General features: G+C 50.0%; 15 protein-coding genes. 3 read left to right on the plus strand and 12 right to left on the minus strand.

Translation table 11 applies throughout. The features are described 5' to 3' along the window. Window positions 1-9: 9 nt before the first annotated feature. The 5 genes from BGK68_RS07935 to BGK68_RS07965 are packed head-to-tail and all read right to left on the minus strand — an operon-like array spanning window position 10 to window position 8,085. Window positions 10-2,448: a hypothetical protein gene (locus tag BGK68_RS07935; RefSeq protein ID WP_143432972.1), complete on the minus strand. Its 2,439-nt coding sequence runs from the start codon at window positions 2,446-2,448 to the stop codon at window positions 10-12. Next, window positions 2,445-3,419: a PDDEXK family nuclease gene (locus BGK68_RS07950; RefSeq protein ID WP_143432973.1), complete on the minus strand. Its 975-nt coding sequence runs from the start codon at window positions 3,417-3,419 to the stop codon at window positions 2,445-2,447. Before BGK68_RS07950 ends, BGK68_RS07935 begins: the two co-directional genes overlap by 4 nt. Next, the gene (locus BGK68_RS27355) at window positions 3,416-4,957 is read right to left on the minus strand and encodes a TniQ family protein (protein WP_143432974.1); all 1,542 of its coding nucleotides are present in this window, start codon (window positions 4,955-4,957) and stop codon (window positions 3,416-3,418) included. Before BGK68_RS27355 ends, BGK68_RS07950 begins: the two co-directional genes overlap by 4 nt. Beyond that, window positions 4,958-6,712 (minus strand): hypothetical protein, encoded by a 1,755-nt coding sequence (locus BGK68_RS07960; protein ID WP_075256651.1) that lies wholly within the window; start codon window positions 6,710-6,712, stop codon window positions 4,958-4,960. It lies immediately after the preceding gene. Further along, window positions 6,697-8,085, minus strand: coding sequence for a hypothetical protein (locus BGK68_RS07965; protein WP_075256652.1), 1,389 nt, complete (start codon window positions 8,083-8,085; stop codon window positions 6,697-6,699). The genes BGK68_RS07960 and BGK68_RS07965 overlap by 16 nt, the downstream gene beginning before the upstream one ends. A gap of 814 nt (window positions 8,086-8,899) precedes the next feature. Here BGK68_RS07965 and BGK68_RS07970 point away from each other — a divergent pair. Next, window positions 8,900-9,403, plus strand: a complete 504-nt coding sequence (locus BGK68_RS07970) for a DUF6471 domain-containing protein (RefSeq protein ID WP_143432975.1) — start codon at window positions 8,900-8,902, stop codon at window positions 9,401-9,403. Between the two features lie 1,143 nt (window positions 9,404-10,546). On the opposite strand, the gene BGK68_RS07975 is transcribed toward BGK68_RS07970, so the two are convergent. Both BGK68_RS07975 and BGK68_RS27360 read right to left on the minus strand, forming a co-directional pair. Beyond that, window positions 10,547-11,698, minus strand: coding sequence for a hypothetical protein (locus BGK68_RS07975; RefSeq protein WP_143432976.1), 1,152 nt, complete (start codon window positions 11,696-11,698; stop codon window positions 10,547-10,549). Between the two features lie 113 nt (window positions 11,699-11,811). Continuing rightward, entirely contained in the window at window positions 11,812-12,012 is a 201-nt protein-coding gene (locus BGK68_RS27360; protein WP_143432977.1) for a hypothetical protein, read from the minus strand. A gap of 395 nt (window positions 12,013-12,407) precedes the next feature. Here BGK68_RS27360 and BGK68_RS07980 point away from each other — a divergent pair, with 395 nt between their 5' ends. Then, on the plus strand, window positions 12,408-13,949 hold the full coding sequence (locus tag BGK68_RS07980) for a type II toxin-antitoxin system HipA family toxin (RefSeq protein ID WP_143432978.1): 1,542 nt from the start codon (window positions 12,408-12,410) through the stop codon (window positions 13,947-13,949). Between the two features lie 286 nt (window positions 13,950-14,235). Next, on the plus strand, window positions 14,236-14,838 hold the full coding sequence (locus tag BGK68_RS07985; protein WP_075256655.1) for an XRE family transcriptional regulator: 603 nt from the start codon (window positions 14,236-14,238) through the stop codon (window positions 14,836-14,838). Window positions 14,839-15,969: 1,131 nt separating this feature from the next. Here BGK68_RS07985 and BGK68_RS07995 read toward each other — a convergent pair. From BGK68_RS07995 to BGK68_RS08015, 5 genes are all read right to left on the minus strand, one after another. Continuing rightward, a complete protein-coding gene (locus tag BGK68_RS07995) occupies window positions 15,970-16,734 on the minus strand; it encodes a hypothetical protein (protein ID WP_075256657.1) in 765 nt (254 codons plus the stop codon). A 286-nt stretch (window positions 16,735-17,020) separates the two neighbouring features. After that, entirely contained in the window at window positions 17,021-17,974 is a 954-nt protein-coding gene (locus BGK68_RS08000; RefSeq protein ID WP_075256658.1) for a lysozyme inhibitor LprI family protein, read from the minus strand. A 58-nt stretch (window positions 17,975-18,032) separates the two neighbouring features. Then, the gene (locus BGK68_RS08005) at window positions 18,033-19,190 is read right to left on the minus strand and encodes an AlbA family DNA-binding domain-containing protein (RefSeq protein ID WP_075256659.1); all 1,158 of its coding nucleotides are present in this window, start codon (window positions 19,188-19,190) and stop codon (window positions 18,033-18,035) included. An 80-nt stretch (window positions 19,191-19,270) separates the two neighbouring features. Continuing rightward, window positions 19,271-20,527 (minus strand): HNH endonuclease, encoded by a 1,257-nt coding sequence (locus BGK68_RS27145; protein ID WP_083657758.1) that lies wholly within the window; start codon window positions 20,525-20,527, stop codon window positions 19,271-19,273. A gap of 127 nt (window positions 20,528-20,654) precedes the next feature. Then, window positions 20,655-21,596 carry a hypothetical protein gene (locus tag BGK68_RS08015; protein WP_075256660.1) on the minus strand — a complete coding sequence of 314 codons (942 nt, stop codon included), beginning with the start codon at window positions 21,594-21,596 and terminating at the stop codon, window positions 20,655-20,657. Window positions 21,597-22,157: the final 561 nt, after the last annotated feature.

Raw genomic sequence — 22,157 nt, forward strand, 5'->3', positions numbered from 1 at the left:
CTCAGGTCACTAGAAATCCTGCTGGTCATCAACGACAGATATGTCATCGTCGTCGTGCACAAAGGCTTGCGTACGGCCCTGCGTATCAGAGGTACCTCCTCTATCCTTGTCAAACATATCCCTGTGATGCTGCGCATCCACTTCACCCTGTTTAACGTTCGCGGACTTACGTAGTGCTCGACGCTTCTGGCCAGTGCTGCTGTACATAGTAGATTTCGCGTCGCTTTTCTGCATTTCTGACTGAGTCTTGAGCGAAATCATGCCGGTTTGAACCTTGCGGTTGTGTTCTTTCACTTGCTTTTGTTCTTCCTTCATCGCGTTCAACTTGTTATCAAGGTCTGTGAGCTCTTCGAGCTTCTCATGGACCCAACTGTATGTGTTTGCAAACGCCTCCGCTGTGGTAGCTGTCGGCTTGAGAGGCATCAATCGCCCATCGCTCTCTCGCTCCCACGACAATTCCAAGGGTTGAGATGGGACCTCAAGTACCTTCACAGGCATAGATTCTCGGTGGTCAGCAAAGTATTCCTCCGCTTCCTTTGCAAGTTCAGGGGAGAAGAACTTGCGACCACCTGGCATTTGAATGTAGCCATCGCGTGTCGTACGGTCCCAAACTGTGCTGAGTTTCTTGTAGAGTTCTTCGCGAGACCATGGGAGGCTTCTATCACCACTTGGTGTTTTCTTGAGGAATTCATAGACGGCCTTTGGTGTTTGAGGAACTCCAGCAATGCGCATTTCCTCGGTCAGCCAGATTTTCTTGTTGACAGTCAAATTCCGCTTGCTAATCCAGCCGAGCAGTTTTTGCATATACACCTCGATAGTGACCCCAGTACCTCTACGAATGTCTCTGTTGCGCCGGTGATTTTCAACTTTGCTCTTGGTTTCGAGGCCTGAACCAGGGAGGTGCATCAAGTCCCGTTGCATCAAGCCATTGCGATTTTCGACATGTCCTTTCGCTTCGCCTCTGCCGGGCTCCGCGTACAAAGACATCAGGCGCAACAATTCGCAGGCCTTCCGCTGTACTGCCTCAGATATCCCGGGGCCGCGGTCAACAAAAATCGTATTCGTAAAACCGAAAACCATCCCTTCTAAACCAGAAACCTCCCATCGAGCTAACTCATCTTCCTTATCGGTAAATGCTGAGTAGAGTAGGCTGGCGTATGCACGACCATTCTCATGGCCGAAACAGACGTACCACCCAACAATTGCTGTCGTGCGACGGTCAACAGCAAGAAATACGAGTGGCTGTGCATTCCCATTTAGCTTTCGTGTGCCCTCCTCGCCCTCTAAAACGATGAAGTTTTTTGGCAAAGTTGCGTCGAGGTCGAGAACGGACAAATCGCCATCAACCAAGTCCTGAGCACTACCGCCGCTGGTCATCCGCTGTGCGACGTCCCAGCGGTGCTTCTCACGATAAGCGGCGCGAGCGCGGCTCAACGGGACGCGACCGCGCTTGGCAAGATAGTCATCCGTTCCGAGGTATTTCGGATTTATGCGAAAACCTATTCGCTCTTCACTTCTATCCTTTTTCCCCGATTTTTTCCTATTTGCATTTATTTTTGAGGCATCAGTTTCCTCCGGAATTTTCTTCCCGGATGGCGTGTTATGTGCCACACCAAGGGCCTTGAAATCAGCGACAAGTGTCTTCATCGTCGCCATGCTTTTTGCGCCAACATCACGCAAGAACGAAAACCAACGGCGCAGGTGGTACTTCGAAATTGGTCTCCGCTTGATTTTCGAATTCTTGTTTGCTTTTTCGTGTTTGGTCGGTCTCCCGCGTGCACGAAGCGTCCCCGAAACGCTCCTTATATCTGCTCGCGGCTTATCTTTTCCACCTTTTAGCCAGTCGTGAGAGAGGCAAGAATTTTCGTGAGCTTCATAAAAGATGTGTTTGGCAACCCAGGCACGGATTGTCTTTCGTGGGATGTGAGGAAACTCCTTATGAGCCGCCGTAATAGCCTGCTTATATGCTTTATCGTCAGTGACGAGCGTGTGAAGTTGCTGAGGGTAGATTTTTTCTTCGTAGTGAAGTCTCGCACCCCGTCTATCCTCATCCGTGATTTCGGCGCCTGGAGTTTTAGGGGTTGGAGCGGGTTGTGGGAAAATCAGGGCGAGAACCTCCCGCGCCTCATCTAGCTTGGGATTTTGACCTCTTTGGATAGTAGCTCTGATGAGCCTTGGAGGAAGTCTGGCCTCAACTCGATGGTCCAAGTCGAGATATCCTTCTTCTTTAAGCTCTCGAACTTTTCGCAATGTCCAGCGGACTCGCCTCTCCTTTTTTGCATCAGGGGGCGCGTGGCGCTTGAAATCTTTGCCAATGAACGCACCGACCTCCATAAAATGGTAGTCAGTGCCGTCGTCAGCCAGGAAACGATACGCGAAGTCTTGGCCGCGAAACGGAACGACATATAGCTGATGTGTAGAGAGCACTGGACGAGGGGATGTGGTCATGCTTTCCCCTTCTTTGCCGCGGCCTTATTTCGCACGTGCGATTCATCCCCGACCAGCACCATAGGAAGGTCGTGACGCAATCTGCTGTTGTGGTCCCATCTCAAATATCCACGCACGTGCGCAACCGCGAAATGGCGGAGACCTTCAAGCACTGTCCAGCCGAACGCTGGCCTCTTCGCAACCATGGTGATGACACGCTTCAATGAACCCTTTGCTTTCGTTGCCTTCAACGCATTCGCGAAGCGCTCGGCATCAGGTGACAGCTTTTCAATTTCGTCGATTTCTACGCGGCACATATACATGGCAATTCGCGCATTGTTCAGGTGGGTCAGTTTCGGCACAGCCCTTTCCGTAAACACCCGGAAATCGCATTCAAGCAAATCAGCGGCCGCCTGGTCACGCTCATGGCGGGCCTCGATGCTCCCATTCTCGTCAGATTCCAACTTTGCTGATGATTTCGCCGAAAATAGGATTTCTTCCAACTCCGTGCTTCCGGGGCGGTCTACCGTGACCGCAATGTCAAACGTGCGCACGAACGACTTCGGGAAGCGCTTACCTTCGGCCGAATACTGCTGCAGCTTTTTTGCATCCCAGTAGGCGTACTGAGGGCGGATTGCACGAACTCTGGGTAGTTGCTCCAAGTACAAAAGTAGCTTTTGCTCCACGTGAGAGTGAAATGGAGACATCCCCTGTGCCTTGAATAAAAACATATTTCCTGCGGTGCCGACCTTGCTTTTGGCTGCCTTGTGATACGGCTTGTATCCATGGCCTACCTGGTCCACGCCTCGTTTATCCGTTTCAGGCAGAACTGGCGGCCAAGCATAAGTGTCATCTGGAGCTTGAAGTGCATCGGTGAGACGTTTCAATTCCAGCTCCTCTTCATGAGGGACAGGTTTTTTCTTCCAGCGTCTATCGGCGGCAGGAAGGCTGGAATACGCGCCCCATGGCTCTTTTCTATCCTTGCGCATCATCGTGCCCCGTGTCGAGCATAGAAGATTCGATTAGCCAGGGCTGCTCCCTGGAGGCCGCGATATGTCTCAGGATTTGCGTAGGGGCTATCAGGACGTTTCGTAGCAACAAATTTGCAGACTTCTTGAATTCGCCGCTCCTGCCATTCCGCGTCACTTTCGATGCACTGCGAGAGAGTGTTGATGACCTCCGGCGACGTCATCACGCTCACCGACTTCTTGTTCGTAGTTCCTTCAGTCAGAAAGCGCTTAGTCACTCGCATCGGCGGCCAAATCTCCATGCCTAATTCATACCGAGAGCTGATATGGCAAACCATCTGTGTCACCAGCTCTTCAAGGTTATTTGGAGGCCGCTTCCCAAGTTGAGCGGCCGGTGGAAGTTGCATCGCGTACCATGCAGCATCATGGTGATATAGGTGATATAGATGTCGGCCTGCTCCAGGAATACGTAGCAGACGGCTTCTCGATATCGACGGATTTTTTCTCAATGCCGATTTAAGCCATTTCCGACTTTCATGTGTTTGATGGTCGATTTCCTGTTTAGTAAGCTGCCTCCATCTATTTCCCCTGGAGGGTGCATTCGTCTCGGACATTTCGTCGGCCTCCCGGAGGGTCATTTGGAAATCCTCAATATTTTCGAAAACAGCATCGAATGCCGTAAGCAATTGAAGTGGGTTCCTCGCTGGTTTTATCTTGCGTCTCGACCCAGATATGCCGTCGATAGTCGCCGCACTAAACTTAAGTCGATTGATACCGGCTGAACCAATTCTCTTTTCCAATGCCATGTTTAGCTGATGCGCAGGAGCCTGCTGATTTCGATTTCGGCTTAACTTGTGCTGAATGGCTTTTAGAACGTTGTCTGCTGTAAGTTCTTCGGGTTGCGTTCCGTCGAGATAGTTTTGGACGTGTCTCATGTAAGAATGATTTGATACGTATTCTGCTAAGGGTAGTTCAGCAACTGTCGTCAGCTTTTTTGAGCAGGCGCATTCCAGGCTTATTGGCCAATTCGACGAAACGGCGCGCGAGTCGACGTCGCACGCATCACAACGTTTCAGCAGAAATTTGTTGTGCTTGATGCAAACCATTGCCCCAGGCGTAAGAAATTCCCGATGCCAGAACGCGTAACCATTATCAAGGTCCTCCTCATAACAGTCGGGACACATCGCGAGGCGGCCGGGTAGGGGGCCGCTCATCCGAGGTGAGATTTGGTTGAACGGCATCGACAAGCTATCTACGTGATACTGATAAAGCATCTCTCTTTTTTGCGGAGACAGCATTGCTGCAAACAATGGATAGCGAGTGTGATTTCTAATGACAGCATCGAGACTTGGAAGAAGACTTGGGACGCAATCCACAAATGAAGAAAGACCTCCCGGATGTATCCAGGACGGGCTTCGCTTCGTACCGCCTCGCAAACTCATTGCCAATGGAATGTCTCCTCGCATTCGGTAATACGCGCAATCTCTTGCAAAACTCGTTATGTCCTCTTGCGGTCTGATGCTCATTTCAAAAAATTGCATGGGAAATGCGTGATGCGTCATCTACGGCTTTTCTTTCTTCTTAGAGTTGTGTGTTGCATTCAGAATCTTGAGTAGGGAAGATTCCCTCACGCCGCATTTTTTTGCCCGGAACCACGTAGGCGTATCCTCAGGGAAGCCGTGCGGGAATGCCCAATCTAGGCGTCGCTGAATGTATTCCTCGTGAGTCTCCAAATATTCTTGAAGCACCCCTGATGCTTTGGAGCGACGCAATACCGACGCTCTGATGCCTGTGGCAGCGCGCATGCGATAACCAGACTTGCGAACAGGCTTATTTCCTGGCGAGGTGAATAAGTCATTTCCCTTCTTCCAGGAAGCCAGGAGTAGGGCTTGCAGGCAAGCGTCCATTTCCCGCCCCTTCGTACGAATTGGTGAACGAAGGGGAGGGCAGTTGTCCCGCAGCCATGTTGGAGCCTTCGTGCGGAGTTGCTTCCAAGCGCCTGGATTCAGTTTCCTCAAGGCCGTCGCGCTTTCCTCGGAACGAGATGCCCTCAGCCGATTCCATTCATATTTCGACTTTTCGGTCCGGGCAGCGTTAAGTTCTTCACTCGGGCTGAAATTTCCTTGATGGCTCACCAATTGTGCATAGGCCGTCCCCAAGCTGATACCAAATCTCCGCGCGACTTCCTGCGGACGGACCTTCTCGTCATAAGCCCGCATAATTGCTGCATGAAGTGCTTCGTCCACGACCTTAGGACGACTGCTAAATTTGATTTCATACGCGGTAGCTAGGGCACAAAGGCGTTTGAGGTTGATGTTCATTGCGTTGGCGGTCGCAGTCATCGTTCCGTGAATTGCCAGCTTCTCAGCAATCTGTTCAGCTGTCGGAGTGACTGTGGGACGTCGCGTTCTTTGTTGTCGTTCGACCTTCGGCGGCACCTCAAGCTTGCATTCCTCCGAAAACCATACGAAGAGAAGGCACCACAAAGGAGGCAGCGCGCGCTCTTCACGAAGCAGATTCCTGATGGCGTTTTCGATATTGACCTCGCTCGAACATAGGTAGTCCAGCATCGCGTGCCCGAGATTTCCACCAAATCGCTTGATAAAGGCATCAATAAACTTTCCGAGCAACATGCGGCGGTTCATCATCATCCAGCCAGCCTGCTGAAGTGCCTGAATAACGTCGCTCTTGTGATATCCAGATAGTTCAGGAGGTGTTCTCATGCAATGAGCTGCTCTGATGCCCAATTCCTGATTGTTCTTGGCCTGGGCCGGCGTCAGAGTTTTCAAGCACTCTTTGTCGTAGAGCAAAAGCTGCTCCCCTCCAGAATGCAAAGGGATTCCGTGCTTCGGACACACCGCAAGGCCATCGAACGCGAGTTCGCGATGGCTAAAGGTGAAGCCGCCGTCCATTTGCTCTTCTTCGCACTCTGGGCACACTTTCCAGGCCTCGTCGACCGCCGAGCATAGCGGCGGCAGAATTGCGAGGCGCGTCCGTCCAGGCAGGTTGCCTTCCAGGCGTGCGTATTGCTCCTCGTGACGGCTGAAGGGGAGACCCGTGAGAAACAGATAAATGTGGGTGTGTCCTGTAATGTTCGAACGCAAATCGCCATAGTTGTGACCAATGAGGTCATGAAACTCGGCCATTCGTCTGGGCATGACATTAAGTCCGGGCCGGCAGTCAAAGAACAGCTTGTAAGCCTTCGCCTGCGAAACATTACGCGCATACTGAAGCAATCGCGGAATGAACGACGGAACAAGCTCGCCTTCTGGGAACGGCGGATAGACCGGGCTAATCGCCCCTACTTTGCAAGCCATGGCGCCCTCATATGTGACTTTTGAACCCAGTATTTGTTGTACCGACATATTTCGGCCAAAGTCAGCCTGTCGATGTGGTGGACGAAATCAAACTTATTCACACCCTTTGGCTTATCCCTCACTACGTCCATAAAATTCCGAGCTGGCTGGAGAAGGCGAAGGGCAATCAGGAAATGTCGTCTGACTTCATCCTGTGTAAGCTTTTCACGCTCCAAAAGTGTCGCGTCTTTCGCAATCGCCACATGGAGCGCCTGGAACCCTAGTGAGAGCCAGTCCAAGTTTCCATAGGTTAGGTCATAGGTCCAGATAGGCAATGCTGGTGGCATGGTGTGAGTGGGTGAGAAGACTCCGTTCTCCCACATCCACTGGTTCTGCTTGTACCAGAGACTTGACACGTACTTTTCCTCGCCCCCTTTCATCGGATTCGGGGTCGGAAGCAGGCTGAGGGAGGGGCCGTTGAAAATGCAGGTTCCCTTTGTGCCTGTCAAACCTGCCGCATTCATCCAGGCATCTGTGCCGGACAAGACCACAGGAATGCTGGTCCAGTCTTTCAACTTTCCGACGAATGCCAAAATCGGGTTCGCATCGGCGTTGATTGCGGCTGCACTGAAGCCGTCCAAGACGAACATGCCGACATTAAAGAAGCTCAGAATCGCAACGGCTGCATTTGCTGCACTCACGATGTTCGTATTGAGTAAGTCCTCGAAAATATCCTCGGTAAAGCCAAATTGCATCGTGTGCGACAGTAAGCGTGTGTGCATATCCTGCATGAAGCCGAAAAACGTGCCGTCGAACGGATAGGGCTGATAAAAGAACGGAATCACCCACATCTTGGTGGGTGCTGGCAATGTCCCTCGAAGCTCCATCGCGGATGGATACGCCTGATTCAACCGCTGCCATAACCGCGTTTTTCCTTGACCAGCGGTACCTGATACGGTCGCGCAGCGGCCGTCCAGAGAATCGAACACTGGAGGCATGGGCCTTTTAAGCTCCTTCCTGGCGACTCTCGCTAAACTATGAAAGTTTTGGCGATGTCCTCGGTCGCTGTGCGTGCGGAGCTGAAATCCTCTCTGCATCAAACCGTCGATTTCCTGTACGAACGTCACCATCTCGTTCGTCATACGGGTGCTGTCTTTGAACCGCGATAATGCGCGAATCTTATGCGCAACATCCCCCTCCCACAGTGCAGGGTCTTCGGGTATCGCTCGATGGTTGAGGGCTTCCTTGAACGTATCCGTCGACCGCACCTGAAGAAGCTCCTCGAGCTCAGGTTGCGGGAACATGCCCAGCGCTCCTAGCGTGATTTCGCTGGAATCGTCAGCTGTGACGGGAGCCGCTGTTTCATAGGGAGACGGTAGAAGCTCTTCAGACATAGCTGCGCTCTCCGCTATGCACAGGTTCGCCTCGATATGGACTTCTGGTCCAAGGAGGCTCGGTGCAATGCGGTGGCGCAGCGTCTGCGTGAACGAGGGAAGCCTCGCACGCAATGGTGATGCAGGGAAATTGACGGCGGATGCTTGAAGGCCTCATGTTATCTCTCAACGCGCAAGGATTCCTGCGAACCCTCGCTCAAAGTTTGACAAGACAAGCCCCGTATGAGACCATCCGCGCGTAGTTCGCATGGCCTTAGGGCTTGCCCGGGCCCGACACGCTGGAACGTGGCCGGGCCCAATTTTTTGGGCGTGTCGATAATCTTGGCAATACGCTTGCCGGTCATACCGTCACTCGGCGCAGAAAAGTAAACACTGCGCTCTTAATAAACTACACTACTACTTCCAAAAGTTAACTTCGCACATCTGAAGCTAAACCCTGGATGTTTCGACCTCTCAGCATGTGTAGCCTGGGAGGCGAATTCACTAAGCGACGCATCCTAGCCGATGGTTTTTGGCGCTGCAACCCCCTTTTTTTGCGGCGATAACCACTCCATTCAGCGCCTTCTTGGGTATGCTTGCGCGTATACGCGTGCGCCAACCAGGTACCTTTTTCGTTCACAAGGGCTGCCTTCGCCACCACTTTTCTTTGCTAATAAGCGGTCTGATTTTTCAGTTCGCTGACTCCTCATTGGCTTCGAAAGTCGCAATCACTAGATATTGCTGCGTTTCCCAAATCTACCAAATACGTAGAGTGGAAAATGGCAATAGGCTTGCAGTAAACAATAGTCGTTAAATTTCTGAGGTCAAGTGCTAAATGAACATATCGTGGAAAAATTTAGCGACTCGTGCTGTTAAGGGTGTGCTTGCCATAAAAGATGTCAAGCCATCTCAGCTACAAGCGCTCCTTCTCAACATCAACGTCAAGACGAGAGAAAACGCCGTCGCCGAAATGATTTCTAAGGACGCAGTATCTCTAGTGACCTTCATTCAGATTTTGGTGGCAACGAAATACGTTGCGCCTGCGTTGTGGGATAAACCTCTTAAAGCAGGCGGAAGCTGGGAAGCTAGGACAGTTAAGCTGCTGAATGCAGAGCTCGACGCAAGCCCTCTTAGTCTGGATGAGCTATTGCCGATGACGACTCGATTTAATGCGGGTTACTCGGAGGCAACGCTGCGAAGGCATATCGAAACGGGTGCTATTTCGCTCGCAGATTTCTTCGTTGTTCTTTATTGCTTGCGGTCGGATTCAGCTCGAAATTTTCTTCAGCAGGTTGACATCGATGCAGCCGCTAAAGGTAGAAAGTCGTCGCCGACGTAAAAATAAATTGGCAATAGAATTGCAAGAATATATTTAATGTTAGTGGTGTTGTGCTGAGGCGGTTCAGTCTTGGTGCTGAGCCGCTAGATGGTCGCATTGGGGTTGACGGGCAAATGCTGAAAATCTGCTTCGTGAAAAGACCTAAAAATCCTCTCCGAGGACTCCACTTTGGGGCATTAAAATTAGCCGCGAATAAAGCAAAAGGACACCCGAATTCATCGAATTTTATTGACTTATTGACAATAAAAAAAATTTAAATTGCGCACAACCAAAACGAAATATTTTTTCGATAAGCCCGGAAAGTTGCTTTTAGGGCAATGAAATGCGAAGTTGCAAAATGGAAATATGGTGAGTCCTGAAAATCATGGAACTAGCCGGAGAGCCTTTCTGGGACTGACTTTGGTATAGCGTTAAATACCTAATTTCGCAACTGACGTCGGACGCGGCGGACTATATTGATTCCAAAATACAATATTATCACTATGATAATATTACTTATTTGGCAACCTAATTATGCTCAAGCAGCTGCAATTAGGAACGGCGATTTTTTGCTCGGATGAACGGACGAAATCTCATCTGCGATAACGACAAAGACACCTGTCGGGTGTGGACCCAATGAATAATGAGGAAACGGGAGTTGGTATTAGCTCTTCAGATGCGGTTCGTATCGAAATGGAGCAAATCTTCGTCAATATGGTGGGGGTGAAATAGCGTTCTTTTCCCATCAAGGGACAACGGAAATAGAAGTCGTTCTTTCCATGCTGCACGTGGACTCTCGCCAGATTTGCCCCCCAAGAAAAAAGGCTTCCCTCTTGAAAAGGGAAGCCTTCTATTTCTGGCCTACATACATGTTCGTGACCAATGATTGCCCTACTCATCGAGTCGCGGAGACTGCCGCAAGTAACTGAATTCATTCGGAAAATCTTCAAAAAATATTGTGAATCGAATGGCACAAGTTACCCCATTCAAGTGAGTTTTTCGGTCTAAATGAAAAATGACCAATGGTTTCTCTATTTATCATATGGGGGCTGGGTTTACGGCCGATTTGACCCCCATCACGATGCAAATCTAAAACGACGTACCTCTCCGATATCGGCATAAAAAAACGCCGCGGATGCGGCGTGACCAGAGTTCTTGTACACCCTAGCGTTTTAGTTTGGTTTTTCTCAATGTTGCTTCGGTCTCTTCGATAATTTTAAAGGGGTTGGCATCGACATCCTCTTGCGGTTTTCCGTCATTGTCCGCCTTCGGCTTCTTCACGCGCTCATAGAGCGAATCCAGATAGGGATAAGCAGCCTGCGCAGCGTTAGTGAGGATTGGCGTGACGCCGCCAAAGCAAATTTGCATTAGTTCGTCGCTCTTTTGTTGGCGAGCTAGCTTAGAATCTTCAAGTACCTCGCTCATTTTTGAAACAAGGCTGTCTATTTGGTCCGGGAACAGATTGTCAGGATTCTCGAGAATTGCAATTGATATAGTTTTTAGGAAAAATTTACCGAGAATTTCCCCAGAAGTCTTGAGGGTGAAATATTGACGCTGGTTGTAGAACTTGTTTACCAGTTGAGCGATTCTGGCGCCCGACATCATCGTGACATTCGCACGCCCCAGTAGCAACAATGTGAGATTGTCCAGTCGTCCGTTTTTTGATTCTAAAATCTCAATGAGCGTTGAGACGATATCGACTGACATTCCATTTCCCGCTGCCGAGTGCTGCGTACCAAACATCAGCTCAAAGACATTCGTTTTCTTTAGAGCGCCATATTCATCCTCAGTCAGGACGAACTGCGTCTGCGAACGTAAATCTGTTGCGAGAACCACCCGAATGTCTTCGAGCTTTTCGCGGGCCTTTGCGTATGTAGGAAGATAAGAAAACTGTGGAATTGGTTTGTCAGGGTCTTGGAAAGTGAAATGGCAAGGCAGATTATTTTCCGCATGCCTAGCCATTAAAGACATCTGTTCTCCCGAAGAATCAAATTCGTACGTACCGTCACTCTTTTTATTCAGGACTTTATGTTCGAGGATAATAAATCGCTCTGCCCCAATAACGGCCAGCATGTCATAACCATTCGCATTTGGCCTAACAGCTGATTGCGCTTGGTTGGGCGGAGTGAGCGCAGCCCAAGAGCGTTCTTTAAGCTGATTTGTTTTCCGAACTTGGTTGTCATCTTCCATTGCGCGGGGCATGGCCCAGCTGAGAGCCGCCTGCAACTCTGCCTCGTTTTCTCTACTTGCCTTAAGTTGGTTCTCCGTAGGAGTGGTGATTTTTTCATCAGATAGCGTATCTTGGTCGTTACTCACTTCAATTTCCCCCAATATGATGTGGATGTCTCAAAAGTATTTGGCAGTAGTGTCGTTCTGATTCGACAAGGAACCAGCATGTCCGATGTTGATGGGAATTACGGGAAGTCCCTTCAAGCCGGAGGTTGTTTTGGGCGCCTCTCTACGCGTAACTCGATGCGGTCGTTAGTCGGGTTGAATTCAACAGAGAAGGCGTATTCCCAATCTTTACCTCGCCAGGTATACCAGGACGAATCGCCTTTGATGAAGCTCAATTGATTAGCCAAGCCGCCGACGAAAGGTGTAATGGTTGCGGTGAAATTGAAATTCGACATCTAGTACGTTCCCCTAATTGTGATTCCCCATGGTAATTCTAGCTGCAATCGGTTACCGAAGTCGGGCACGCTAGGGACGGACCGGCTTGGCGGCCATAGAAATTCATCGGTCGGGCAGAGGTCATGTTGCAGTGGGGGTGCTCTTCCAACACCACAATTTCGACCTCCGTCAATTGGCCTTTTTTGACCGCCTAATCGGCCTCAGGACTTCCGGTGTCCGTCTAATGAGGCATCGCCGATATTGCCTTTCGAATCGCCCTGTTTTCCTTCTGCATGGCCGCTTAAACTGTCTTCATTGGTGCCGCCCAGAGACCTGCCATGCACTTCGCCATCACCATATATTTCCCAACCTATACTGACTTCCCAAGGGAGTTGAAATCACTTTGGCTTCTACGATGAAGAACATTGAGGATATCTCCGACTTTCTCAGAAACAAACTGAGTCGGTGCGCTTATAACTACGATGACCTAGATGAAGAACTAGGACTGCGCGTCGGCACGATACTCCGCATATTAGATGCAACTGGCGACTATTCAGTCATAGAGCTTATGGCCGTTCTTGAGCGATTCGGCCTCGAACTCGATATCTTCGAGAAAGAAGAGCTGAAGATGATGAGGGAGGGGCCTCGCGGACTGTCATCAAAGCTGGGTGTTAAGACGAAGGTCCAAATTGCCGTAGACAGATTGGCCGCTATGAGCGTTTGCCACAGGCGACATATTGATGTTTATTACGGAGGCTGGGGAGAGTGCTGGCTCCTGGGAACCTTAGAGCAGGGCGCTGGCGAGAATATCTATTTCGAATACAGCCGGCAAGCTCTGGAAGAAACCCTTGAGCTTTCCCCTCTCAAGCTACCGCTATCGAGAAACGTATATTCCGGGTTCCCCGAGACGCAGCATCGTTTGCCTGGTCTTATTGCAGATAGTCTCCCCGATGGATGGGGGATGTTATTGATGGAAAGACTATGGATGAAGCAGGGTATTGAGGTTGCCAATAAGACTCCTTTGGACCGGCTGTCGTTCGTGGGACATTTCACCATGGGCGCGCTTACATACCTGCTATCAGACGTACACCGGGACACTGAGAATGACGTGAGTCTTCTCCAGATTGCGGAACATGCGCAGGAAGTCATGAGTGGGAAGGACCGTGAGTTCTTAGAAAGGCTGGTTTCTCTGGGAGCAGCACCGCACGGCGCACGCCCGAAGGCACTAGTGGATTACAACGTGTCCACCGGCGCCATGGGAGTTCAGGGAGTCCCGAACGGAGTCCCTTGGTTGGTGAAATTTCAATCGAGTGGCGAACATAAGGAGGTCTGCTCTATTGAGCATTGCTATGCCAGCCTTGCCCGAGACTGTGGCATAGATATTCCTGACACTCGCTATTTTGACCTCTCTGCGGAGCTTGGAGCATTTGGTGTTGCTCGCTTTGACAGAGAAGACGGTATGTGCGTCCCAATCCATACCTTGGCTGGTGCGACCAACGCCGACTTCCGCCTGCCAGGGGCGCTCGACTACCAGACTTTTCTTAAGGTAACGCGCAATTTCACGAAGGACGAGCACGAAGTAGAGAAAGCATTTGCACGTGTAGTTTTCAATGTCGTCTTCAATAATCGGGATGACCATCCCAAGAATTTTTCGTTCAGGCTTAATAGAGAGCGTCAATGGAAGCTCTCGCCGGCGTACGACCTAACCTTTGCGCCGGGCCCCGGTGGTTATCATCATATGGATGTGATGGGGGAAGCAAAGACGATTACTCGCAAGCACATGATTGAGCTTGCCGCCAGTGCAGGTATCTCGACCGGTACGGCGCAAGAACATATAGATAGGCATTTGGTCGTTGCGGGTAGATTTGGTGAAGTGCTTAAGGCGGCGGATGTTCGACCAGCCACAGTTCGAGAAATGTCAGCGCAGGTGAACGCCAATGCTGAGCGGTTGAGGTAACTGACTTGAAATCGGCGTTATCCAAGAGTCGGATAATTGTCCTAAATCTGTATAACGCCGCTTACTCGGAGTAATTCTGGAGAACGAAGGTCGAGCAATGTTCTTCCGGAAACTAATCTTAAAATCTACGTACTTTTCGGACAAATCCACCATAAATCGAAGTGGATTTCGGACAAGCTGGGAAAAATTGGCACCTGTTTCGGACATTCGATGCTCTGTTTGAGAGCAGCTTGTTTTCGTCGCGGGGCGGCCTGAACTGATGCCATCGGCTCCACGTGGAAGCGACATGGAACATGAATTCACCCTTCGATTTGGGCTGGACCCAGCCGACAACGCCGGTGATGTGGAAGATATCTTGGAGAGGCTCGGTGAGGCTGGCTGCATGGATGCTCTCGTTGGCATAGGTGCGCCTAGGAAAATTGTTCTCGATTTCACGCGCAGTGCTACCTCTTTGGAGCAGGCAATTCGTATTGCTGTAGCGGACGTCGAGAGTGCCATACCGACCGCAGTGCTCTATTCGACCGAGGTTCCGGAAAGTGAGGAGGAAAAGGACGCGGTCCTCATGGAAAAACTGGCTCTCATGGAGAGCCTGATGAAGGAGGTCGCGGCCTGGGTGGATGAGAACCAACTCACGTACGCCGGTGCCGCAGACAAACTTGGGGTGAAGCCCGCGCGGGTGTATGAAATAACGCGGATGAATCCTGAGAATATCACTATCGATTCTCTCGTCGATATTCTGTTGCGAGCGGGGAAGAGTGTCCGTTTCAGAATAGAAGAGTCGACCCGCCAACGATACAGGCTGGCCGACTTGACGACAGACATGACGCAAGTGATGCCACGTATCGAAGGCGGGGATGGTATGCACTCGACGGGGCTGGAGACAAGCTAATGCCCGTTTTGAATAGGTCAGCCGCACTAGAGCTCGTTGAGGCATTCTCCGTTCTCTCGGACGTCCATCCAGGTGAATTCGTGCATGTGTGTGTCCGTAGAGACCCGACATTCGACCCTGGTTGCCGGTTGGAGGGGCCGTACTTGGTTGACCTTTATGTCGGCTCCTCTTACCGTCTTGCCAAGAGCTATGTCGGGTTGAGCCTCGGCGCAGCCAATGAAGTTGCCCTGCGATACCTGTTGAAACATGTAGACGGAATCGCTCCCAGGTTGCATTGAGTTTGCGTTGTAACCATCAGCTTGGTATTCTGTTCTGAAGGACCTCTTGAGCCGACTCGCGAGGTCGCCCGCCAAGTTATGCTTGGCCTAGCAATCGCTAGGTAAGAGGAATCGGACCCGATGGACCAGAGGCCCCGCTTGTCGGGGCTTCTGCATGTAGATGCGGTATTTGTGCCGTGGCTGGTTTCGTGCTCCGAAATCGATTGGCGTTACATACGACCTTGGTCCAGTTATCTTAAGAGAGCATAAATCCTCCCTGCCGCTTCGGTGAAAGCCAACAGCCAGTAAGGAGGTCTAGTCGAAAGACCAGCAAGGCTTAGCAAAGCGGGTGTCCGTGGCAAAAGCTAAGCGCCGCCTCAGGAATGAGGTTCCACCTGGAGTGGAATAACCAAGAGAAGCCCTGCGACCATTTTCGCGGCCATACCGGAATCATTATTCCTGTGCCACTTGTGACCAGCGTTGCGGCATTTCCACGTGCTGCGACAGAGAAGCCGCTGACCACCAATCTTCTGTATTCTCGCGACGGTTTAACCTCGCTACGAGGCAACTCGATGGAACATGACTTCATCAAAACTAGACCTACTCGATTCAAATGTCTACGACATCGTGGACGGTATCGCATCTCGGCTGCTCTGGGGTTTACGTGTTGAATACAGGCCTCATAAACTTCGAGCAAGGACCTCTCCAGCCGACACGCGAGGTGGCCCGCCAAGTTCTGCTTGGCCTAGCAACTGCTAGGTAAGAGGAATCGGACCCGATGTACCAGAAGCCCCGCTAGTCGGGGCTTCTGCATTTCAACCCTCTCCTCGACAAATGATACGTATCTGGGCACTTTGCCGCAGGCGCTTCCTAATTACTTCGGCGGGACCTGTACTGGGTTCTCACTAGCGACTAATTGCAGCTCTGAAATGGCAACAGGTAACGGGTCAGTTGTATCAGCTTTGATTCGTTCATGAATCTTGTCTCTAAGCCGCTGATACATATCCACAGTGAATGCGGGAAGGATATCTGTCTTGGTCCAAGCTTCATCAAGCGATTCGGGGGTGAAGATGGAACCAATCAGGTCAGATGAGCCGACATGTGGAGCCAAACGATTGGCCAGCAGTACACACCAATCGTGAGCAAATTCAGAGCAACATGTTACGATATCCACTTGTGGTGGAGCAATGGTAATTGGCGAGCTCTTCTTCCCTTGACCATAGCGGACCCGGGTGGACAAGAAATAGTATTTCCCATCAACCCATGCATCCATGGTTGGGATACCATCGTGAGTCGCAGCATTCCTAAGCTGAAATATAAATTCACCATGCCGGCACGCGTGAATTTCTTCCAACGTAATATCTTCTTGAATTACGGTCTGGACGGCATCTTTCAGTGTCAACGCAGCATTACAGAAAGCTGAGCATCCAAAAAGAACTGCACGAGAGGCTCCCTTGAGAGCCTCATCTTCCGCCTCCGACGCCTTCCTCTTGGCCTTCATCCACACATGAAAAAGACACTCGGAAGTAGTACCACCTTGCTTCATCATCGCAAGGAAAAATCCTAACTCACGTACCTTTTGTTCAAGCGTAACAGCAATATATTTCCGTTGAACTGCTTCAATTTGAGGGTCACGCATTGAGAGACTCCTGTCGAAAGTACGCTGGATTTAGCAATGTTAAGATTCGAAAATAATGAAGGGGGTTGTATGGTGCAAGAGCCTAAAAACGAAGTAGTCATAGGGCAAGTAATCTATACCTTCTAATCACACGGTTGGCAAAATCGTTCGAGTCATTCCTGAACACGGGCACGTTAGCTACTTGCAGAGAAGCCTGGCCTCCAACTGGCATTTATCCACCGACGAAAATCGAACATCACATGCTTGCCTGAGAGTCCGTCAACGACCGAGACAGCTGGTGAATTCCTCAGTTGGAATTAAATCTATCCCAATGAGCAATTTCGCTTTTTCGATGTTCAATAATTGAATTTTGCGCCTCGAAGAAAAATATCGGCCAGATTGTCCCGCCTTTGGCATTAAGGTCTGCAGCAAAATTGGCCCACGTAGAGCGGTATTCATTCCACTTGTTCTGGGTCACATCGAATTCCGCACGCTCCGCCTCATTAATTTTCTGCCGGAACTCAGAAATGGCAGCTTCAAGCTCCTCCATCTTCTGGGCATTCTCCTCTGACGCGGCAATATTCATTTCACTCTGAGAAAGTGGTGCATTGGGGTGCATTGTTTCTGAGATAAATTCGTCTGCTGCCTTCAAAAAAAACATGCAGCTCTCTAGGCAGTCAGCTACTTCGGCACTGGTTATCTCGTATGCTGAAGCGATTTCATGGCAAATGATGTGCCGAAGCTCAAAGGCTCTACTCACACCTTTGAAGACCGCATCTGGGTCAGAAAGAATTGGCTCCGGGAGCATCCCATGGACTTCTTGTGCCCATCGGTCTTCCACGGTTCGGAGGGAAGTCAGAAAGCTCTTGCCAACTAAGGTTGAGAGGATGCTGTCGATATGCTCCAATCGGCTAATTGGAGTGCCATGGGCGATGAGCTCACCGAACGTTATCGATTTACCGTGAATGGCACGCATCACGGTGAAATCGAACTTCAGCGCGTTCGCAGGTTTCTCCGCATTCGAAAGATACGGCTCTCCGAAATCAATTAAGTCCTTGATTGCCATACGGAAGTAGCCTTCCAGACATGCGACTAGCGCCACAGGAAAGTACCTCTGCAACTCCCTCTGCTCGGAATCCACTTGCGAAAATGCATTACGGATTGCATGGAGTCGTATCGGAAGCTCCGCCATCGCCGAGCCATATCGACGTCGCTCTCTTACTTCCGCTATTTCTTGAATGATGTCGCGTGCACCGGCCATATCTCCCCCCTGATTCCCTCTGGTCTTTAGATGTGTTCCTCGCAGTTCAACAACTGAATTATTCTTCTAGCTCTTCCTCATCCTTTACTGGGAAATCGTGTACCAGCGTATTTTCGTTGACTGCAATGTGCTCACCATCGACCGTGAAAGCGATTCTCTTAATAAAGGGTGGCGACAATTGCTCTGCTAAGACCTTTACCTCAAGCTCGAATTTGCAAGGCTCGAACAGCTGAATCATAAATTCTTCTGTAACGAATTCATCTCCCGACAGAATAGTATCTAAGCGCGCGTACCCAGTCGCTTGAGAACCCTTCTTTCGAAGTCGGATGACTTGCTTATCCAACGTTTCGAAAAAGGGAAGGTTCTCGGAGTAGCCCACAGTGCGCTTCGGTTTATCCGGATAATCCGATTCTGGAACGATAAGGTGCGGCACATCTTGGGGCACGACACGAAACTCGAATTTACAGTTTTTGAGAGGAAACACTGAATGATTTCCTATTCTTAGCTTCAACGTCAGGCTGCCCGCAGTGAAGGTGGCATAGCTCGCCAACTCACGGTAATAATCTGAGTTTGCGAAAGTTCCAAGAACGGGCAATATACCTATAGTCGTAGGAGCGGCCGTGTAGTCGCGGAGCTCTCCATGCCGTAGGAATTTCAGATTTGCAGACAATGAGTGTTCACTGTTGTCCGCATTCAGAACGTCAATTTTGACTTGAGGTGCGTCAGCCACCTTTGCAACTTCGCCCATTTTCATGACTTCGAGCGGACTTGCTTCGGCAGTAGAACTACCGCGGCGTAAGTACACGACATTTGACTTCACTCGACCATACGTCGTCGAAATATAAAATGGTCTTGGTTGAACCGGAATCGAGATGATACCGATACGCTTCCCTTCAAACATGCGTTCTTCATATTTGAAACTCAGATTCGGAGTCACCTTGCCATGCACGAACTGCTGAAGCTGTGCATCATCAATTCGTTCGCTAGCATCAATACCTACGACCTCAGCCGGGTCAGGTGCTCGGTCCTTAAAGCCAATGAGGATATAGCCAGTTCCATCGCGCCAAGAGTTGGCCATGGCAAGTATATCTTTCAAGAGCTCTGCCTTCACCGCCTCATCGCCGCCGATGAATCGATATTGAGCCTGTTTAAAGTCCAGGTCGACGCCTTCGCTTTTGTATAGAAGTTGTTGCAGGATACCGTCTGATAAACTCATTTTTATTGTTTGACCGGAATTAATTGTGTGTGAATATAAGCTTCGAATCTAATTCGGGCTAGGTCGTGTGCTTTCCCGCCTTAAGGTCTGAATTGCTGGAAGCGTTCCTGCAGCGCATCTTTATCTGGCCGTGCCCTAGCTGATTTCGGCAGCTTAATCAAACGCCCTTCCAGCACTTGGTACTCTGGTGAGTCTAAAAGGTCTTGTGAAAGCCGGACCTTCATATCGCTGTCAATGCAAAGCTTGTGCAGGTCAAACAGCGTGTGAATATCCGTGCGAAGTAGCAAGCCATTCGAAGAATTATAGTTTGGCGCCACTGAATGCGGTCGGATATGAGCCGCATCGAGCAACTCGATGACAGTGCAGCCGGTGACTGCACATGTATCTGAATACTCCGCCCTCAGTTCGCTCCGAAAATCCACTTGCCCTTGACGAACTCTGATGGCGCGCAGCTGAATCTTGTCAGGCCTTTTTTTATCCCCGTCATTCTTGTCATCCCCTGGTTCGGTTGCCACGTCTTCCAAAGTATCGGGGCGCCTCCCGCGAACCATACGAATGTCACCAGTTTGAACGCTATAGCTATGCACATACCATGGCATCCGGTCCAGCTCACGGTTCTTTACCGTGGAACTACCCTCTTCATCTTGTTGCTCACGGTCGTGGCGCGTACCGTCCGATACAATCACTCTTACAGCGCTCGATGCCTTAAATGAGTCAGCCAATACGATGTCGTACTGAGTAGCGCGTGAGGCTTGCGAAGCTGCACGCCTTCTTTGTGCTTCGTCCACACGTTCGTCATTTGACTGTTCCGTGAGCCTTTTTGCCAAAGCCCGCATGTTCTCGGTATATACGATTTCATCGCCATCGACACGTAGAAATTCATACCAGATACATAAGACGTACCCTTCCTCCGGCGTACCAAACGACCAGTTATAGCAAAAGTTCGGATTGGATTTTACTTTCACAACCGCAGTCCCATCGAACTTTTTGTGCCAACCAGCTGTAGAAATCCCTGCTTGTCCCAGTAGGTCGTAAATCTTTTTCTTTGCAGTGGGGCGAAGGGCTAAATGCATCTCGGCGAGATTCATTGCCATACGACAAAATTTAACCTTGCGTTCACTAAGTCGTGCTTCTAAGCGTTTCCAACCCACCGCCTTCAGGTGCCGTGCCATTCCCCGTGTAGCGTCGCCACAATCAGCCCACCAAGTATGGCGCATTGCTGTTTGGGGAAGATGTCCAACTTTGCTCCGTATCTCATCAATGGTCATCGTCACCGTGTCTTGTTCTAGCTCCGCCAAATAATTTGCGAGAGCGTGGAAGTCAGTTTTAGGGGACATCTTTTTCTATCCGGTTCTTGATATTGTTTTTAGCGAAAAAAACTCCAAGTCCTAGACAGAACCTGGAGTCAGAATAACCAGCCATCTAATTGAGAGATACGACGAAAGCCTGTTATCTAGCTAGAGACTACGCAAGGAGAAGCATCTTGCGAACTTGCTCCAGCGCCTTGCCAGCCTTACCGCCCTTAGGTTTCAGATTCTCGTCGAAAAGGTCGACAAACAGATAACATTGCACTGGCTCGACATGAAACTCTTGAGCGACCCCGTCTTCCCCGACATGCTCATCCAGAACCTGAACCTTGAAATACTGGAACAGTTTCTGGAGGCCTGAATCAGCAGTGATGAATTCACCTTTCTTGAATCGACCACCACGCGCTTCCTCCTGCTCAATAGCTTTAGTCAGCGTTCCCTTCACGCGCTGAACGAGTTGGATGTCACCAAGTGCATTGCCTGCGTTGAAGTTATTCGGATTTCCGCAGAACTTCATGACATGCTTAGCGGCTTCGCACCCGAACAAAGTTGCCGCGGTGGTAATTACCACTGGGTGTCGTCTCGAAATGTCCAACTCGTCAGCTTTTTCACACAACATATCGAGGACGCCCAACCGCTTGGACGAACCTTTGATGTTATCGTGCAGACGGAGACTGTTAGCAAATTCTAAGAATTTCAAATAATCTGGAATCTTAATTTCCGGATGAACACCGAACACTTCTCGGGCATAAGATTCAATGAATTCTTGAGGTTCAACAATACGTGCGCTGTCAAAAAACTTGCGCAACGCCTCCCAATCCCCCTTTGCCTCAATAACGAAGTTATTTTCGTCAAACTTGCTTCGTTGGTCGCTTGCTTTCTCCATGAGGGCCGGCAAATACGAAACGCCGTGCTGAGCCATGTCGTAACGCTTCAGATTCAAAATCGAAGCCTCGTGCTTCTCATCTTTGAACGCGCCGGTTGCAAGGTAATCTTTAATATGCCCGACGGAGCAAACATCCAAAAAACATAGCGTTGGCACCATCAACATCCAATATTCCAGCATCGGACGCATTTCTTCATATTGGTCACGGGACATCGAAACTGTCATCGTGATTTGTTGCGATTGACCAGGAAAGGTCCTCATGGAAAGCCCCATAGAAAATAGAAATCGATGGCAAATGGCGAAAGCCGTATTGCCTGCGTAAAAACAATTTGAAAATTACTTTGCGCACGTCCAAACAGGGGATTTAACTCTCAAGTTTGACGTCGATTTATCCAGCCTCGTAAACAAATCAAACCTTGCCCGACTCGGGTCAAAATTTGCTTCGTCGTGACACGACCAAGTTAATCGTATCGAGACCACATTAGCTATGCCGCCGTTGCTCTGGGGCACGATTATCGTCGTACCAACCTTCTCATTATTATTCTAGGCTGGACGCTTTTCGCCCATGAGTTCTTTTCAAAATTACAACAAGAACTATAGATTGTATGGTCGGCACTGAAACCGACTTGCAACATTTACACCCCTCACTGCCGAGGTGTGGGTCTCACTATACAAGCAGTGTCAGCGTCACGCAACTAACCAAGCGGTGAATTTTTAATGTATTTTTTTAATTGAAATATATAAATTTATTGTCTTTTCAATATGCCGAATTCA

Source organism: Herbaspirillum camelliae, assembly GCF_001929405.1.
Taxonomy (GTDB): domain Bacteria; phylum Pseudomonadota; class Gammaproteobacteria; order Burkholderiales; family Burkholderiaceae_D; genus Herbaspirillum; species Herbaspirillum seropedicae.